The 17,139-nt window shown below is 69.2% G+C and carries 17 protein-coding genes and 1 riboswitch; of the genes, 8 read left to right on the forward strand and 9 right to left on the reverse strand.

What is annotated here, in order from left to right:
* Positions 1 to 224 precede the first annotated feature (224 nt).
* Entirely contained in the window at positions 225 to 1,274 is a 1,050-nt protein-coding gene (locus ASC76_RS16205; RefSeq protein ID WP_082549225.1) for a sensor domain-containing diguanylate cyclase, read from the forward strand.
* Positions 1,275 to 1,293: 19 nt separating this feature from the next.
* Here the strand turns inward: ASC76_RS16205 and ASC76_RS16210 are convergent, their stop codons facing one another.
* From ASC76_RS16210 to ASC76_RS16225, 4 genes are all read right to left on the reverse strand, one after another.
* The gene (locus ASC76_RS16210) at positions 1,294 to 2,112 is read right to left on the reverse strand and encodes a sulfite exporter TauE/SafE family protein (protein ID WP_056468503.1); all 819 of its coding nucleotides are present in this window, start codon (positions 2,110 to 2,112) and stop codon (positions 1,294 to 1,296) included.
* The gene (locus tag ASC76_RS16215; protein WP_056468506.1) at positions 2,109 to 2,576 is read right to left on the reverse strand and encodes an EVE domain-containing protein; all 468 of its coding nucleotides are present in this window, start codon (positions 2,574 to 2,576) and stop codon (positions 2,109 to 2,111) included. Before ASC76_RS16215 ends, ASC76_RS16210 begins: the two co-directional genes overlap by 4 nt.
* Before the next feature lie 245 nt (positions 2,577 to 2,821).
* Positions 2,822 to 3,133: a cell division protein ZapA gene (locus tag ASC76_RS16220; protein ID WP_056468509.1), complete on the reverse strand. Its 312-nt coding sequence runs from the start codon at positions 3,131 to 3,133 to the stop codon at positions 2,822 to 2,824.
* Positions 3,130 to 3,369, reverse strand: a complete 240-nt coding sequence (locus ASC76_RS16225) for a cell division protein ZapB (protein ID WP_056468512.1) — start codon at positions 3,367 to 3,369, stop codon at positions 3,130 to 3,132. The genes ASC76_RS16220 and ASC76_RS16225 overlap by 4 nt, the downstream gene beginning before the upstream one ends.
* A 49-nt stretch (positions 3,370 to 3,418) precedes the next feature.
* A riboswitch (cobalamin riboswitch) is annotated at positions 3,419 to 3,662 on the forward strand.
* A gap of 76 nt (positions 3,663 to 3,738) precedes the next feature.
* Between ASC76_RS16225 and ASC76_RS16230 the strand changes: the two genes are divergently transcribed.
* From ASC76_RS16230 to ASC76_RS16245, 4 genes are read left to right on the forward strand one after another with little or no spacing between them, the layout of a single operon-like run.
* Positions 3,739 to 5,616: a TonB-dependent receptor domain-containing protein gene (locus tag ASC76_RS16230; RefSeq protein ID WP_056468515.1), complete on the forward strand. Its 1,878-nt coding sequence runs from the start codon at positions 3,739 to 3,741 to the stop codon at positions 5,614 to 5,616.
* Positions 5,617 to 5,629: 13 nt separating this feature from the next.
* A complete protein-coding gene (locus tag ASC76_RS16235; RefSeq protein ID WP_056468518.1) occupies positions 5,630 to 6,526 on the forward strand; it encodes an ABC transporter substrate-binding protein in 897 nt (298 codons plus the stop codon).
* Positions 6,526 to 7,545 (forward strand): iron ABC transporter permease, encoded by a 1,020-nt coding sequence (locus ASC76_RS25440; RefSeq protein WP_056468521.1) that lies wholly within the window; start codon positions 6,526 to 6,528, stop codon positions 7,543 to 7,545. Before ASC76_RS16235 ends, ASC76_RS25440 begins: the two co-directional genes overlap by 1 nt.
* Positions 7,542 to 8,312 (forward strand): ABC transporter ATP-binding protein, encoded by a 771-nt coding sequence (locus ASC76_RS16245; RefSeq protein WP_056468524.1) that lies wholly within the window; start codon positions 7,542 to 7,544, stop codon positions 8,310 to 8,312. The genes ASC76_RS25440 and ASC76_RS16245 overlap by 4 nt, the downstream gene beginning before the upstream one ends.
* Positions 8,313 to 8,333: 21 nt before the next feature.
* Here the strand turns inward: ASC76_RS16245 and ASC76_RS16250 are convergent, their stop codons facing one another.
* The 5 genes from ASC76_RS16250 to ASC76_RS16270 form a co-directional block, all read right to left on the reverse strand.
* The gene (locus tag ASC76_RS16250; protein ID WP_056468527.1) at positions 8,334 to 8,939 is read right to left on the reverse strand and encodes a GAF domain-containing protein; all 606 of its coding nucleotides are present in this window, start codon (positions 8,937 to 8,939) and stop codon (positions 8,334 to 8,336) included.
* Between the two features lie 7 nt (positions 8,940 to 8,946).
* Entirely contained in the window at positions 8,947 to 9,642 is a 696-nt protein-coding gene (nth, locus tag ASC76_RS16255; protein ID WP_082549226.1) for an endonuclease III, read from the reverse strand.
* Positions 9,639 to 10,220: an RnfABCDGE type electron transport complex subunit B gene (locus tag ASC76_RS16260; RefSeq protein WP_082549227.1), complete on the reverse strand. Its 582-nt coding sequence runs from the start codon at positions 10,218 to 10,220 to the stop codon at positions 9,639 to 9,641. Before ASC76_RS16260 ends, nth begins: the two co-directional genes overlap by 4 nt.
* Positions 10,217 to 11,572, reverse strand: a complete 1,356-nt coding sequence (locus tag ASC76_RS16265; protein ID WP_056468530.1) for a polyhydroxyalkanoate depolymerase — start codon at positions 11,570 to 11,572, stop codon at positions 10,217 to 10,219. The genes ASC76_RS16260 and ASC76_RS16265 overlap by 4 nt, the downstream gene beginning before the upstream one ends.
* 156 nt (positions 11,573 to 11,728) lie before the next feature.
* Entirely contained in the window at positions 11,729 to 12,931 is a 1,203-nt protein-coding gene (locus ASC76_RS16270) for an amino acid aminotransferase (RefSeq protein WP_056468533.1), read from the reverse strand.
* Between the two features lie 87 nt (positions 12,932 to 13,018).
* Here ASC76_RS16270 and uvrB point away from each other — a divergent pair, with 87 nt between their 5' ends.
* The 3 genes from uvrB to ASC76_RS16285 all read left to right on the forward strand — a co-directional run bounded on the left by uvrB (position 13,019) and on the right by ASC76_RS16285 (position 17,135).
* Entirely contained in the window at positions 13,019 to 15,130 is a 2,112-nt protein-coding gene (gene uvrB / locus ASC76_RS16275; RefSeq protein ID WP_157615757.1) for an excinuclease ABC subunit UvrB, read from the forward strand.
* A 198-nt stretch (positions 15,131 to 15,328) separates the two neighbouring features.
* Positions 15,329 to 15,862 (forward strand): Fe-S cluster assembly transcriptional regulator IscR, encoded by a 534-nt coding sequence (gene iscR / locus ASC76_RS16280; protein ID WP_056468539.1) that lies wholly within the window; start codon positions 15,329 to 15,331, stop codon positions 15,860 to 15,862.
* 58 nt (positions 15,863 to 15,920) lie between these two features.
* On the forward strand, positions 15,921 to 17,135 hold the full coding sequence (locus ASC76_RS16285; RefSeq protein ID WP_371262158.1) for an IscS subfamily cysteine desulfurase: 1,215 nt from the start codon (positions 15,921 to 15,923) through the stop codon (positions 17,133 to 17,135).
* Positions 17,136 to 17,139: the final 4 nt, after the last annotated feature.

Raw genomic sequence — 17,139 nt, forward strand, 5'->3', positions numbered from 1 at the left:
CTGCAACATTCCATGACAGATCGGTGGAATTGCCCGGACCAGCGGAAAACCTGCCGAGCGGCCGCGTCCGAACCAATATCACACGTGGTGCGCACGGCTATGATCAAGTTAGGGGTGTGGCTGCGTTTTTCGCCTCGTGGCGCTTGCCATCGTGCAGCCCCACGCCCAAGATTGTTGAAGCGCCGGCGTGACGCCCGGTCGATTCCGCCGAGGACGATGGAGTGATGAACGAGAGCACACCGGCCCTGCCGCAGGAGCGCATCCAGGACGTGCGTCGCCTGGCGGATACGCTCGGGGTCCAGGAAGCGGCGCTCGCGAGCGTGCTGATGGATCTGCTCGATCGCGTCGATGTGCTGCTGTCCATCAAGGACGTCGCCAGCGGTCGCTACCTGCACGTGAATGCAGCCATGGCTGCGCTGTTCGGACGCGACGTCGCGGCGATGGTGGGTGCCGCCGATGCGGAACTGCTGGAGCCCGCGCAGACCGCGGCCATGCGCGCTGCCGAGCAGAGCGCGCTTGCCCATGCCGCGCCCACGTTGAGCGAACACCGCATCGATCGCGATGGACGCAAGCGAGAGTTCCGCGTCACCCGCCTGCCGTTGCCGCGCGCCGACGGCGCCGCCGCGCGGCATGTGCTGGCAGCGTGGGTCGAGCAAACCACCGCGCACCAGCGCGAGCACCAGTTGCAGCGGGCGCTGGCGCAACTCGAGCAGCAGCAGGTCGCCGCCGAGGCCCAACGCCGGGAGATGGCCGACAACGGCTTGCGCGACAGCGCCACCGGCCTGTACCAGCGGTTGCACTTCGACGACCAGCTGCGGCGCGAGGTCGATCTGTCGTCGCGCGAACATCGCGAGTTCGCGCTCGTCTCGATCGCGCTCGATCCGCTGAGCGATGCGGTCAAGGCACTCGGCGCCGACGCCCGCGGCCGCGTGCTCGAGGCGCTCGGCCGCCTCCTGCGCAGCAACACCCGGGCGATGGACGCCTCATGCCGCCTCGACGAAGACCGCTTCGCGATCCTGTTGTCCGGCGTCGGCCTGGCCACCGCGCATTCGCGCATGGAAGGGCTGCGGCGCCAGTGCGCGACCCAGATCGTCGTCCTCGAAGGGCGCGACCTCGGGTTCACGGTGTCGATGGGTGTCGCGAGCTTCCCGCACACCGCGCATTCGGAGGCCGACCTGATGGACGCCGCCGACACCGCGCTGCGCGAGGCGCAGAAGCGCGGCGGCAACCACGTCGCGCTGGCCAGCATCCGGTTCGAGCTCGGCGCCACCTGACGCGGCGCCTGGCGCCGGTTCAGAGCCGGGTCGACTTGTAGACCATGTAGGCCGCGAGGCCGAACAGCAGCGCCGCGAACACCCGCTTCAGCTGGCGCATGTCCATGCGGTGCGCCGTGCGCGCACCGAACGGCGCGGTGAGCACGCTGGCGATCGAGATCGTCACCAGCGCGGGCAGGTACAGGTAGCCGATCGTGCCGGATGGCATGTCGCGCAGCGACCAGCCGGCGACCATGTAGCCGACCGTTCCGGCCACCGCGATCGGAAATCCCAATGCCGCGGAGGTCGCGACGGCGTTGTGGATCTTGACGTTGCACCAGGTCATGAACGGCACCGAGACGAACGCGCCGCCAGCGCCGACCAGCGCGGCGAACAGGCCGATGACGCCGCCGGCGCCGAGCATGCCGGCGGTGCCGGGCAGCTGGCGCGACGGCTTCGGCTTGCGGTCGATCAGCATCTGCGTGGCCGAGAAGCCGACGAACAGCGCGAACAGCAGCGCCAGCACGGGCGAGGGCAGCGCCTTGGCCAGCTGCGCGCCGAGCAGCGAGCCGATCACGATGCCGGGCGCGAGCAACCGCGCCACCGACCAGAGCACGGCGCCGCGCTGGTGGTGCGCGCGCACCGAGGCGATCGAGGTGAAGCAGATCGTCGCCAGCGAGGTGGCGATCGCCATCTTGACGACGTGTTCGGCCGGCATGCCCTTGCTCGACAGCAGGAAGGTCATGAACGGCACCAGCAGCATGCCCCCGCCGATGCCGAGCAGCCCGGCCAGGAAGCCGGTGAAGCAGCCGAGCACCAGCAGCTCGAGCACGAGCTGCGCCCCGAGCCCGCCGGTCATGCGGGCTTCTTCAGCAGCGCGAGAACGGCGCGCCACTCGTCGGCGCTGACGGTCGTGATCGACAGGCGGTTGCCGCGCTCGAGCACGCGCATGGTGGCCAGCGACGGCGCGGCGCGCATCTCGGCCAGGGAGAGCAGCCGCGTCTTGCGCGCCAGCTTCACGTCGACATGCTGCCAGCGCGGCGCGTCGGGCTTCGACTTGGCGTCGAAGTACGGGCTTTTCGGATCGAACTGGCTCGCGTCCGGGTACGGGGTGCTGGCCACCTCGGCCAGGCCGGCGATGCCCGGCTCGGGACACGAGGAGTGATAGAACAGCACGCCGTCGCCGATGCTCATCTCGTCGCGCATGAAGTTGCGCGCCTGGTAGTTGCGAACGCCGATCCACGGCACCGTGCGACCGGGCGCCGCGGCCAAATCATCGATCGAGCACTCGGACGGCTCGCTCTTCATCAGCCAATGACGCATCGTGCGAGACCGAGAGTGGGAGAAAGAAAGGTGTCCGCCGCAAACCATGAGCCGCATTCCTGAACCAGGAGTTCAGGTGGGCGAGGTCAGCCCGGCTTCGGGTTCATCTGACGCGAGACGATCACACCAACCGGGCGATGTTCCAAGCCCTTGCTCTACAGAGCATAGGTTCAAGGAAATATAAAACTCACGCGGATGCGACGGACGAATTCATTCTATGCCGCATGCGTGACGCGTGCGTGGATTCAGAGCAATTGCCCGTCGGCGCCGAGGGCCTGGTCGAGGCGTGCGATCAGGTTGTCGATGTCGACTTCGCCCGCCGGGGTGGCGCTCGCCGCCGACGCGGGCCGCGCCGCCGGCCGGCCGGCGAGCGCATAGGCGAGATTGAGCGCCGCGAGCACCGCGATGCGTTCGCGCGCCTTGACCTTGCCGCCGTCGCGGATCGCGCTCATCTCGCGGTCGACGTTGCCGACCGCCTCGATCAGCGCCGCTTCGCCGCCGTCGGGGCAGCCGAGCAGGTAGCTCTGCCCGAGGATCGTCACTTCCATCTGCTTCATGCGCGGTCGCTCCCGGGGGTGTCGTTGCCGGTCGAGGCGGGCGCCGCTTCCACGGGCAGGCGTTCGAGCAGCGCATCGATGCGGCTGCGCGCCGCGTTCAGGCGCGAGCGCAGGTTGTCGCGTTCGTGGGTCACGGTGGCCAGCTGCTGCTCGAGCAGCGTGCTGGTGCGCTGCAATTCGGCATGCCGCAGGAGCAGGCGCTCGACGCGGTCGGCGAGTTCTTCGATCTTCGACATGGCGCGCGACGTGGGGCTGGAGGGTGCGCCATTGTAGAGGCGCGCTCCGACTAGAATGCACGCTGTTGGTGCCCGTGCCGGCGTTCAGTCGGCACAGTTAAACGGGAAGCAGAAGAGCGTCCTCGACGCTCGAATCTGCGCTGCCCCCGCAACGGTACGGCGGACGAAGTCGATGGGGTCAGCCTCGTCGCTTCCGCTCTCGCGCACATGCCACTGAAGGCCGGTCCGGCTTCGGGAAGGTCGCGAGGGTCGCTCCGCCAGCCCGGATACCGGCCAACGAGCGGACGCGTGTCTCACCGAGGCGCGCGGCCATGTCGCAAGTGCCCGCGGGGAAGCGGGTCGCCTGCCATTCGTCAGAGCTTGTCCATCATGACCTTTCGACCCCCGGCGCTGCGTGCGCCGCTCGCCGCCCTTAGCGGCTTCCTCGTGCTCGCGTCGTTCGCGACACCCTCGTCGGCCCAGGGCCGGCTCGATCCGATCGTCGTCACCGCGACGCGCGAGCCGCAGGCCCTGGCCAGCGTGACCGCCGACGTCGTCGTGATCGACGCCGAGCGCATCCGCGGGAGCACGGCCGATTCCATCGAGGACCTGCTGCGCCGCGAGGCCGGCGTGCAGGTCGTGCGCAATGGCGGCCCGGGCCAGAACGCGAGCGTGCTGATCCGCGGCGCGAGCGCCGGCAGCACGGTGGTGCTGATCGACGGCGTGCGCGTCGGCTCGGCGACGGTGGGACAGGTCGAATTCGAGTCGATCAGCCTGGCGCAGATCGAACGCATCGAAGTGCTGCGCGGGCCCGGCTCCAGCCTGTACGGCGCGGATGCCGTGGGCGGCGTGGTGCAGATCTTCACCAAGCGCGGCGACGGCGCGCCGCGCTTCACCGCGAGCGGCGCGATCGGTGAGGAGCGATCGCGCCAGGGCAGCCTCGCCGTGAGCGGCGCCAGCGGCAGCATCGACTACGCGGCCGCGCTGGGGCGCGAGAGCAGCCGCGGCGTCTCCGCCCTGAAGCCGGGCGACCAGTTCGGCAGCTTCAACCCGGACCGCGACGGCTTCACGCGCGACACCGCGCAGCTGCAACTCGGCGTCACGCCCGTGGCGGGCCACCGCATCGGGCTGAACGTCGTCGAGAGCCGCCTGAACGCGCAGTACGACGCGAGCGACTACTCGGTGGCCGATCCGGCATCGCCGGATTTCCGCAACAAGCTGCGCAGCAGCGTCGCGGCGCTCGACTACCGTGGCGTGCTGAATCCCGCATGGACCACCAGCGCGCAGCTGTCGCGCAACGAGGACGACCTGAAGAGCGGCGGCAGCACGATCGACCGCTTCCGCACCCGGCGCGAGCAGTTCACCGGGCAGGCCGCGTGGACGCCACGAACCGGCCAGCAGTTCGTCGTCGCGTACGAGCGGCGCGACGAACGTGCCGAGACGGCCGTGTACGACCAGAAGCGCACCAACGATGCGCTCGTGCTGGGCTACAGCGGACAGTTCGGCCGGCAGAGCCTCCAGGCCGACCTGCGCCGCGACCAGAACTCGGTCTACGGGGGCGAGACCACCGGGCGCCTGGGTTGGGGCATGCAGATTGCCGCGGGCTGGCGCGTGCGCGCGCTCGCCGGCACGACCTTCCGCGCGCCCAGCTTCAATGAGTTGTTCTACCCGGACTTCGGTGTCACGTCGATCACGCCGGAGCGCGGTCGCAGCATCGAACTCGGTCTCGACTGGCGCGCCGGCGACAGCGCGGCCGCGGTCACGGTCTACCAGAATCGCGTCCGCGATCTGATCGCCTATCAGCCCGATCAGGCCGCGTGCTCGTCCGATCCGGCGCTGTACCCGTACGGCTGCGCCGCGAACATCGGTCGGGCCCGACTGCAGGGCGTCACGCTGTCCGGCTCGCAGCGCTGGGGGGCGTGGCGCATCGGCGCGACGATCGATTTCCTCGACGCCAAGGATCTGGACACCGGCAGCCGCCTCGCACGCCGCGCCGCGCATCAGGAAAGCCTGACCGCCGCGTACGACCTCGGCGCGTGGCGCTTCGGCGCCGCGCTGCTCGCGGTCGGGGCGCGACCGGAAGGCAGCGCGACGCTCGCGGCCTACACCACACTCGATCTCAGCGCCCGCTGGCGCTTCGCGCCGCAGTGGCAGCTCGAGGCGAAGCTGCTGAACGCGACCGACCGCCAATACGAGCCGGCCCGCGACTACCAGGGCGTCGGCCGGCAGGCGTGGATCGGCGTGCGCTACGACAGCCAGGGTCTCTGAGCGAGCGCTCGCGATGACGAACCGCCTCACGCCCGCCCGCGCGCTGCTGGCCGGCATCGCGCTGGTGCTCGCCGCACCGGTGCAGGCTCAGCTGGAAGCGCGCGACGACCGCGGCGTGACGGTGCAGCTGGCGGCGCCACCCCAGCGCATCGTCAGTCTGTTGCCCTCGGCGACCGAGAGCGTCTGCGCGCTAGGGGCGTGCGCGCGGCTGGTCGGCACCGACCGGTTCTCGAATTGGCCGGCGTCGGTGCGCGTGTTGCCGAAGCTCGGTGGCCTGGAGGACGCGCAAATCGAGCGGATTGCGGCGCTGCGGCCGGATCTGGTGCTTGTCGCCAGCGCCGCACGCGTGGTTGACCGGCTCGAGGCCCTGGGCATGCGCGTCGTGGTTCTGGAGTCGCGCGATCACGCCGACGTGAAACGCAGCCTGACGACGATCGCGCGCCTGCTCGGCACGCCGGCGCAGGCCGGGCAGGTCTGGGCCGCGATCGAGGCCGACACACGCGCCGCCGCGGCGCGCGTGCCGCCCGCATGGCGTGGCCGGCGCGTCTACTTCGAGGTGGATTCGACACCTTATGCAGCCGGCGCGAGCTCGTTCATCGGCGAGACGCTCGCCCGACTCGGCCTGGTCAACGCCTTGCCGGCCGAGCTCGGTCCGTTCCCGAAGCTGAATCCCGAGACCCTGTTGCGCCTGCAGCCCGACATCGTGATGGCCGATCGGGTGGCCCTCGCGTCGATGCCGTCACGCCCGGGCTGGGCGGTGCTGCAGGCGTTGCGCGACGGCCGCAGCTGCGGCTTTCCGGGTCCGCGCTACGAGCTGCTGCTGCGGCCCGGCCCGCGCATGGGCGAGGCTGCCGGCGTGATTGCCGATTGCCTGGTTGCTCTGGCGGCGCGCGCGCCGCAGGCGCGTTGATGGCTGCCAGCGACGCGCAGCGCAGGCGCAGGCTCGCCGTCGGGCTGGCGCTGGCCAGCGTGGTGCTGATGGTCGGCGGGCTGGCGGCGGGCAGCGAAGGCTGGTCGCTCAGCGCGCTGGCCCGACTCGGGTCGGGGCCGGACGGCGCGTTGATCGTCGGCCAGATCCGCGCGCCGCGCACGCTCGGTGCCTGGCTGACCGGGGCGCTGCTCGGGCTCGCCGGTGCCACCGCGCAGGGACTGTTCCGCAACCCGCTGGCCGACCCGTATCTGCTGGGTTCCGCGGCTGGCGCGTCGCTCGGCGTGGTGCTGGTGCTCGCCGCGGCCGCCCTCGGCGGCCACGCGGTCGGCCTGGCGACGGCGGACGCGCTGGCGCGGGTCGGGCTGGTCGGCGCGGCGTTCGGCGGCGCCTTGCTCGGCGTGCTGCTGACGGTGCTGCTCGCGCGTGGCGCGCAGCAGACGACGCGGCTGCTGCTCGCGGGCGTCGTGGTCGGCGTGGTGCTGGCGGCCGTCAGCGACCTCGTCACCAGCGTCGCGCCCGAAGCGCTGCGCGGCCGCCAGGCCTTCATGCTGGGCAGCACCGGCTACCTCGGCTGGGCCAGCTGCGCGGCATTGGCGATCGGACTCGGGCTGAGCCTGCCGCCCGCATGGCGGCTCGCCCGCGCGCTCGACGCGTTGACCCTCGGCGCCGACAGCGCCAGCAGCCTCGGTCTGGCGTTGCCGCGCCTGCGCTTCGCACTCGTCGTCGTGCTGGCGCTGGCGACCGGCGTGGCGGTCTCGCAGGCCGGACTGATCGCGTTCGTCGGGCTGGTCTCGCCGCACCTGGTGCGGCGCTTCGCACCGGCGCCCTACGGCTACACGCTGGTTGCGAGCGCGGTCGCGGGTGGCGTGCTGCTGCTGGGCGCCGACGTGCTGGCGCGCGTGCTGATCGCCCCGCAGGAGGTGCCGGTCGGCGTGCTGACCGCCTTGCTCGGTGGGGGCTACCTGATCTGGTTGCTGCATCGGGGGCGGGCGCGGTGAGCGGGCTGCACGCCGAGCGGATCAGCGTCACGCTGGGCAGTACCGTGGCCTTGCGCGACGTCAGCTTTGCCGCGCCGCGGGGCTGGACGGCGATCGTCGGGCCGAACGGGGCCGGCAAATCGACGCTGCTGCGTGCGCTGGCCGGCCTGCAGCGCGTCGACGCGGGTCTGGTGCGGCTCGGCGATCGGCCGCTCGCCGCGATCCCGGCACGCGTGCGCGCCCAGCGCATCGCGTGGCTGGCGCAGCAAGGCGAGGCCGGCGGCGAACTGACGGTGCGCGAGGTCGTGCAACTCGGGCGATTGCCGGCGCTCGGTCTGTTCGGCGCACCCGGTGCCGACGACGAGGCGCGTGTGGATCGCGCGATGGCGGATGCCGAATGCAGCGCGTGGCAGCAGCGCCGGCTGCATGAACTGTCGGGCGGCGAGCGCCAGCGCGTGCTCGTCGCGCGGGCGCTCGCGGTCGATGCGCCGTGGCTGCTGCTCGACGAGCCCACGACGCACCTCGATCCGCCGCATCAGGTCGCGCTGGTCCGCCTGATGCGGCGCCAGGCGGCCGCCGGCACGGCGGTGCTGAGCGTGTTGCACGACCTCACGCTCGCGCTGCTCGCCGACACCTTGGTGGTGATGGCCGGCGGGGCGATCGTCGCGCAGGCTCGCAGCGACGATCCCGGTCTGCAGGCAGCCTTGGTGGAGGTATTCGACCGCGCCATCCGCATCGAGCGTGCCGGCCGGCACTGGATCGCGGTGCCGGACCTCGGCGACGAGTGACGCGGGATCGCCGCGGCGCGCTTACTCGGGCGGCAGGTCCAGCGGCATCGGCATCGTCGCCAGCCGATTCGGCGTGCTCGTCTCCCACAGCGCGCCGGGGGTCGTGTCGACCGATGCGTTGACGACGTGCATCAGCGTCAGGCTGGCGCGCGAGGCGATCTTGCGCAGCGACTGGAGCTGGCGCTGGGTCCATTCCACGCGCTTGTCGAGCTGCTCGCAACTGAAGGTGCCGAACAGCACGCCGTTGACCGAGAAGCTCATGTCCATCAGCGAGACGATGGCGTTGTCCGCCACGTACTCGCGCAGCACGCCGGCCGTGACGGGGTCGATCGCCGCGTCGCTGGCGGTGACGTTGCCTTCGTGCTGCAGACGCTCGAGGTAGGGGTCGCTTCCGGCGTGCACGATGTCCGCCGCGCCGACCATGCGGTCCTGCGCGGCGTCGTACATCGCCACGCTGCGCAGCGCGCGGCCTGCGGGCGTGTCGATGAACAGGCGCAAGCCGGCGCGGGTGCAGCCGATCTGCGCGGCGACGAAGCGCATCAGCTGTTCCAGGTACTGCGCACTGTCGATCTCGCCGCGTTCGAGGCGGCCCGAGATGGTCTGCAGGTCGGCAGGTTGGTCCGGCATGCGCCGATTATCGATCGCGAACCGCGCTCGGCGCGGGCGATCTCTGTGCGCCTGTCGCGGCGACGCGACCCTGGGCGATCGCCGGGAACGCGTCGCACCAGCGCGTGACCGCGCACTGCTCGCACAGCGGTCGGCGGGCCTGGCAGACGTAGCGTCCGTGCAGGATCAGCCAGTGGTGCGCGTCGACCAGGTAAGCCGGTGGCACGCGCCGCAACAGCTGGTCCTCCACTTCACGCGGGTTGCGACCTGGGGCCAGCCCGGTGCGGTTCGAGACCCGGAAGATGTGGGTGTCGACCGCCATCGTCGGCAGGCCGAACGCGACGTTCAGCACCACGTTGGCCGTCTTGCGCCCGACGCCGGGCAGCGCTTCCAGTGCCTCGCGATCGCCCGGCACACGGCCGCCATGACGCTCGATCAGCAGCCGGCAGGTTTCGAGCAGGTTCTTCGCCTTGGTGCGGTACAGGCCGATCGTGCGGATGTGCTCGGTCAGCCCGTCGAGGCCGAGCGCGAGCACCTTCGCGGGCGTGTTGGCGACAGCGAACAGCCGTCGCGTCGCCTTGTTGACGCCGACGTCGGTGGCCTGCGCCGACAGCAGCACCGCGGCGAGCAATTCGAACACGTTGGTGTATTCGAGCTCGGTCTCGGGCTCGGGGTTCGTGGCCTTCAGGGTCGCGAAGAACGGCTCGATGTCGGCGACTTTCATGGCCGTGCGGCGCCGCGGTTCGGCGCCCGCGCCGCCAGTTGCCGGGCGCGCTCGCGCTCGTCACGCTCCAGCCGCTCGGCATGCCACGCATAGCGCTGCCGCGCGGTCTGTGCCTGCGCGTCGCTCCAGGCCTGCCAGCCGGTGCGCGCGCCGCTGGCCGGCGCGAGCGCGATGCAGTCCACCGGGCAGGCGGGCACGCACAGCTCGCAGCCGGTGCACAGCGCATCGATCACGGTGTGCATCGACTTGGGCCCGCCGACGATGCAGTCGACCGGGCAGGCTTCGAGGCACAAGGTGCAGCCGATGCACCAGTCCTCGTCGATCACGGCCAGCAGTCGCGGTGCCTCGGCGCCATGAGCGGCCGACAGGGGGAGCATCGCGCGTCCGGTGAGTCGGGCCAGCCGCTCGATGCCTTCCGTCCCGCCCGGCGGGCACTGGTTGATCGGCGCGTCGCCCGCGGCCATCGCCGCGGCATAGCCGCGGCAATCCGGGTAGTCGCAACGCGTGCACTGCGTCTGCGGCAACGCGTCGTCCAGGGCGTGCGCGAGCTGGTCGAGCGTGCCGGCCGGCATGCTCATCGTGCTGAGCGCGCCACCTTCTTGCTGACCGGCTTGCGGGCGGCCGGCTTGGCGGCAGCGGCGCGCGCCACAGGCTTCGCGGCCAGGGTCTTGGCGGCCGGCCTGGCGTCGGCGGCCTGGTGGCCGGCGATGAAATCGCGTACGCGCGGGTAGATCTTCTCGCGCCAGCGGCGGCCGGAGAAGATACCGTAGTGGCCGGCGCCGACCGCGTCGTAGTGGAACTGTCGGGTCTTCGGGATGCCGGTGCACAGGTCGTGCGCGGCGCGGGTCTGGCCGGCGCCGGAGATGTCGTCGAGCTCGCCTTCGATCGTCAGCAGCGCGGTGGTCTCGATGTCCTGCGGCTTGACCGGTTCGCCCGCGACCTTCCAGGTGCCGTTGACGAGCGCGAAATCCTGGAACACGGTCTTGATCGTGTCGAGGTAGTACTCGGCGGGCATGTCGAGCACGGCGTTGTACTCGTCGTAGAAGTCGCGGTGGAATTCGACGCTGTCGTCGTCACCGCGGACCAGGTCGAGGAAGTAGTCGTAGTGCGAGCTGAGGTGGCGGTCCGGGTTCATCGCGACGAAACCGGTGTGCTGCAGGAAGCCCGGGTACACCGCGCGCCCGGCGCCGGGGAAGTTGGTCGGCACCCGGTAGATCACGTTGTTCTGGAACCATTCGTACGGCTTGTTGGTCGCCAGGTTGTTGACGGCCGTCGGGCTCTTGCGGGCGTCGATCGGGCCGCCCATCATCGTCATCGTGCGCGGCGTGGCTTCGCCGCGGCTGGCCATCAGCGAGATCGCCGCGAGCACCGGCACGGTGGGCTGGCAGACCGACATGACGTTGACGTCCGGACCGATATGGCGGATGAACTCCTGCACGTACGCGATGTAGTCGTCGAGGTGGAACGGGCCGACGTCCTTCGGCACCATGCGGGCGTCGGTCCAGTCGGTGATGAACACCTTGTGGTCCTTCAGCAGTTCGCGCACGGTCTCGCGCAGAAGCGTGGAATGGTGGCCGGACAGGGGCGCCACCACCAGCACGGTCGGCTGGTCCTTCAGCCGCGTCAGCACGCCGACGTTGTCGGTGAAGCGCTTGAAGCGCAGCAGGCGACAGAACGGCTTCTCGATCGCCACCTGCTGCTGCACCGCCACGTCGACGCCGTCGACCTTGACCGAGTTGATGCCGAACTCGGGCTTCTCGTATTCCTTGGACAGCCGGTGCATCAGGTCGAGCCCGGCCGAGACGCGTTGCGCACCGGGCGTGTGCGCGAACGGCGACAGCGGATGGTTGTAGAGCTTCGACGTCGCGCTGGCGAACTCGGCGAAGGGGCTCAGCAGCGCGCGCTGCGTTTCATAGAGCTGATACAGCATCTCGTGGCCTGGTGAGTGATTCGGCGCACGCCCGCGGGCATGCGGCAAAAAGCATTTGTGCAACGCAGCATTCTAGGCGCGCACGCACGATCTTGCAGCATCCGCTCGCGGGGTGAAACCCGAATCAGCGCCCCATTCAGGGGCGTTCTCCACGCTTCAGGCCGAGACTTGGGCGATCGCCGCCACAGTGGCGTCGATGTTTCGCGAATTGAGTGCCGCCACGCAGATCCGTCCGGAATCGACGCCGTAGATGCCGAACTCGTTCCGCAGCCGCTCCATCTGTGGCTTGGCCAGCCCGGAGTAGCTGAACATGCCTTTCTGACGCGTGATAAAGCTGAAATCCTGCTTCAGGCCCGCGGCCTCGAGCTTCGCGCGCAACGCCACCCGCATTTCCTTGATGCGCACGCGCATCGCGGCGAGTTCGCCCTCCCACATCTCGCGCAGCGCCGGCGTGTTCAGCACGAGGGCGACCACCTGGGCGCCGTGGGTCGGCGGGTTGGAGTAGTTGGTGCGGATCACGCGCTTGAGCTGGCTCAGCACCCGGGTGGCCTCTTCCCTGGAGTCGCATACCACGCTGAGGGCGCCGACGCGCTCGCCGTAGAGCGAGAAGCTCTTCGAGAAGCTGGTCGCGACGAAGAACGCGATCCCGGCGGCCATGAACAGGTCGACCGCCGCGCCGTCCTCCTTGATGCCCTCGCCGAAGCCCTGATAGGCCATGTCGAGGAACGGCACCAGGCCGCGCGCCTTGACCGCGGCGATCACTTGCGACCACTGCGCGGTGGTGATGTCGTAGCCGGTCGGGTTGTGGCAGCAGGCGTGCAGCACGACGATCGTGCCGGCCGGGGCCGCGTTCAGGGCCGCGAGCATGCCGTCGAAGTTGATCCCGCGGCTGACGGCGTCGTAGTACGGATACTGCTCGACGACGAAGCCGGCACCCTCGAACAGCGCCCGATGGTTCTCCCAGCTCGGGTCGCTGATCAGCACCTTGGCAGCCGGGTTCATGCGCTTGAGCAGGTCGGCGCCGACCTTCAGGCCGCCGGTACCGCCGAGCGCCTGGATGGTTGCGATCCGGCCGGCCTTGACGGCCTCGCTGTCGGCGCCGAACACCAGGCCCTGGACCGCCTTGTCGTACGCGGCGATGCCGTCGATCGGCAGGTAACCCCTTGCCTTCGGCGCTTCCATCATCATCTTCTCCGCAGCCTGCACGCATTCGAGCAGCGGAAGCTTGCCGTTGTCGTCGAAGTAGACGCCGACGCCCAGGTTGACCTTGGCCGGGTTCGGGTCGGCGTTGAACTGCTCGTTCAGGCCCAGGATCGGGTCGCGGGGCGCCATTTCAACGGCGGCGAAGAGGGTAGACATGGTCCGTCCTTGTCAGTAGAGAAGCGTTTGCGTTTCCGTTAACCTGTCTGGTTGCCCGACAGGGAAAACCACGAGATTTTATCTGCCATGGCCGAGTTGTCCGAAGTCGTCGATCCCGCCGCCGCCGCTGCCGAGCCCGAAGGCCGGTTCGTCACCTACCCCGATTCGCCGTTCCAGCTGTTCCAGCCGTACCCGCCGGCGGGCGACCAGCCGACCGCAATCGCGGGCCTGGTCGAGGGGCTGAACGACGGCCTGAGCTTCCAGACGCTGCTCGGCGTGACCGGCTCGGGCAAGACCTTCACGATGGCCAACGTGATTGCGCAGATGGGCCGGCCGGCGATCGTGTTCGCACCCAACAAGACGCTCGCCGCGCAGCTGTACGCGGAGTTCCGCGAGTTCTTCCCGAAGAATGCGGTCGAGTATTTCGTCAGCTACTACGACTACTACCAGCCCGAGGCCTACGTGCCCCAGCGCGACCTGTTCATCGAGAAGGACTCGTCGATCAACGAGCACATCGAGCAGATGCGCCTGTCCGCCACCAAGAGCCTGATGGAGCGGCGCGACGTGGTGATCGTCGCCAGCGTCTCGGCGATCTACGGCATCGGCGACCCGAGCGCCTATCACCAGATGGTGATGACGCTGCGCGTGCACGACAAGCTCGGTCAGCGCGACGTGATCGCGCACCTGATCCGCATGCAGTACACCCGCAACGAGGTCGACTTCTCGCGCGGCACCTTCCGCGTGCGTGGCGACACGATCGACGTGTTCCCGGCGGAGCATTCCGAGCTCGCCATTCGAATCGAGCTGTTCGACGACGAGATCGAGTCGCTGCAGCTGTTCGACCCGCTGACCGGCCGCATCCGCCAGAAGATCCCGCGCTTCACGGTCTACCCGAGCAGCCATTACGTGACGCCACGCGAGCGGGTGGTGAGCGCGATCGACACGATCAAGGCCGAGTTGCGCGAGCGGCTCGACGAGCTGGTGAAGAACGGCAAGCTGGTCGAGGCGCAGCGGCTGGAGCAGCGCACCCGCTTCGACCTGGAGATGCTGCAGGAGGTGGGCCACTGCAAGGGCATCGAGAACTACACGCGGCACCTGTCGGGCGCGAAGCCGGGCGACCCGCCGCCGACGCTGGTCGATTACCTGCCGGCCGACGCGCTGATGTTCCTCGACGAGAGCCACGTGCTGATCGGCCAGTTCGGCGGCATGTACAACGGCGACCGCGCGCGCAAGACCACGCTGGTCGAGTACGGCTTCCGGCTGCCGAGCGCGCTCGACAACCGGCCGCTGAAGTTCGAGGAGTTCGAGAAGAAGATGCGCCAGGTGATGTACGTCTCGGCGACACCCGCGGCCTACGAGAAGGAGACGTCGGGCCAGACCGTCGAGCAGCTAGTGCGGCCGACCGGCCTGATCGACCCGCAGGTCGAGGTGCGCCCCGCAACCAACCAGGTCGACGACGTGCTGCAGGAGATCCGGGACCGGGTGGAGATCAACGAGCGGGTGCTGATCACGACGCTGACCAAGCGCATGGCCGAGCAGCTGACCGACTACCTCGCCGACAACGGCGTGAAGGTGCGTTACCTGCACAGCGACGTCGACACGGTCGAGCGTGTCGAGATCCTGCGTGACCTGCGGCTCGGCACCTTCGACGTGCTGGTCGGCATCAACCTGCTGCGCGAGGGCCTCGATATTCCCGAGGTGTCTCTGGTCGCGATCCTCGACGCCGACAAGGAAGGCTTCCTGCGCTCGGAACGCAGCCTGATCCAGACCATCGGCCGCGCAGCGCGCAACCTGAACGGCCGCGCGATCCTGTACGCCGACAAGGTGACCGAGTCGATGCGCAAGGCACTCGACGAGACCGAGCGCCGTCGCGCCAAGCAGATCGCCCACAACACGGCCGAGGGCATCACGCCGCGCAGCGTCGTCAAGAAGGTGCGCGATCTGATCGACGGCGTCTACAGCGAAAAGGGCGCGAAGGACGACCTGAAGTCGGTCACCGAAGCGGCCGCGATCGAGGCCTTGAGCGAGAAGGACTTGAGCAAGCGCATCAAGCTGCTCGAGAAGCAGATGCTCGACCACGCCCGCAACCTCGAGTTCGAGAAGGCCGCGCGTGTGCGGGACCAGCTGGCGCACCTGCGCGAACAGGCGTTCGGCGCCCCCGGCACCGACAACGTGGTGCCCCTGGCCGGCGGGCGCTGACCGGGGTGCTCCCGGGTGCGCCAAATCCGCACCTGCGTCAAGGGAACTTCCGCGGCCAATCCAGACCGAATTTGTCAGCTTCGGCTATACTTGACGAAACTACTCGGAATCAGCGGTTGCCCCGCCGAGACCGGGCGTCGAGCGAGTCGGAGAGGCCATTTTGCAGCCCAACCGCCGACACAGGCTAAGGAGAATTCAATGCGTCTGACCACCAAGGGCCGTTTTGCGGTGACCGCCATGATCGACCTCGCGTTGCGCGAGCACACCGGCCCCGTCGCATTGGCCGCGATCAGTGGCCGGCAACAGATTTCGCTGTCTTACCTGGAGCAGCTGTTCGGCAAGCTGCGCCGCCATGAGCTCGTGGAGAGCACGCGCGGCCCGGGTGGCGGTTACTCGCTCGGCCGCAAGGCCGAGGAGATCACGGTCGCCGACATCATCGTCGCGGTCGACGAGCCGATCGACGCCACCGGTTGTGCGGGCAAGGAAAACTGCATGGGCGAAGACTCGGGCCGCTGCATGACGCACGACCTGTGGGCGAGCCTCAATTCCAAGATGATCGAGTTCCTCGACTCGGTCTCGCTGCGCAAGCTGGTCGACGAGCAGCTCGCGAAGGGCGTGTCGATCGAGGAGCACCCGGTGAAGCGCGCGATCTCGACGCAACCGGTCGTCAAGCCGATCAAGATCACTGCGCCGAACAGCGTCTTCGCCCTCGGCGCGGCGTTCAACAAGTAATTTCGAAGGCAGGGCAGCGCGGTCTCGGACCGCGCCGCCGGGACGAACTCGCATGGACATGACCCCGCACTTCCCGATCTACATGGACTACGGCGCCACGACGCCTGTGGACCAGCGCGTCGTCGACGCGATGATCCCGTGGCTGCGCGAGCACTTCGGCAACCCGGCGTCGCGCAGCCATGCGTGGGGCTGGGAGGCGGAAGCCGCGGTCGAGAAGGCGCGAGAGCAGGTGGCGGCGCTGGTCGGAGCCGATCCGCGCGAGATCGTCTGGACTTCGGGCGCGACCGAATCGATCAACCTCGCGCTGAAAGGCGCGGCGCAGTTCTACAAGACCCGCGGCAAGCACCTCATCACGCTGAAGACCGAGCACAAGGCCGTGCTCGACACGATGCGCGAGTTGGAGCGCCAGGGCTTCGAGGTCACCTACCTCGATGTGCAGGAAGACGGCCTGGTCGACCTGGCGAAGCTGGAGGCGGCGATCCGTCCCGACACGATCCTGATCTCGGTGCTGTTCGTCAACAACGAGATCGGCGTGATCCAGGACATCCCGACGATCGGCAAGATGTGCCGCGAGCGCGGGATCATCTTCCACGTCGACGCGGCGCAGGCCACCGGCAAGGTCGACATCGACCTGGCCAACCTGCCGGTCGACCTGATGAGCCTGGCCTCGCACAAGACGTATGGCCCGAAGGGCATCGGCGCGCTGTTCGTGCGGCGCAAGCCGCGCGTGCGGATCGAGGCGCAGATGCACGGCGGCGGCCACGAGCGCGGCATGCGCTCGGGCACGCTGGCGACGCACCAGATCGTCGGCATGGGCGAGGCTTATCGGCTCGCCAAGCTCGAGATGGGCGCGGAGCGCGAGCGAATCCGAATGCTGTCGCAGCGGCTGATCGACGGCCTGTCGGACATCGAGCAGGTGTTCCTGAACGGCCACCCGACGCAGCGGGTGCCGCACAACGTCAACATGAGCTTCAACTTCGTCGAAGGCGAGTCGCTGATCATGGGCATCAAGGGGATCGCGGTGTCGTCGGGCTCGGCCTGCACGTCGGCGAGCCTGGAGCCGAGCTACGTGCTGCGCGCGCTCGGCCGCAGCGACGAACTCGCGCACAGCAGCCTGCGCATGACGATCGGCCGGTTCACGACGGTCGAGGAAATCGATTACGTGATCACGACCTTGAAGGACCGCGTGGCCAAGCTGCGCGAACTGTCCCCGCTGTGGGACATGTTCAAGGAAGGCATCGACATCAGCACCATCCAGTGGGCTGAGCACTAGGAGT

The sequence above is a fragment of the Rhizobacter sp. Root404 genome (assembly GCF_001425865.1).
Lineage (GTDB): Bacteria > Pseudomonadota > Gammaproteobacteria > Burkholderiales > Burkholderiaceae_C > LMDS01.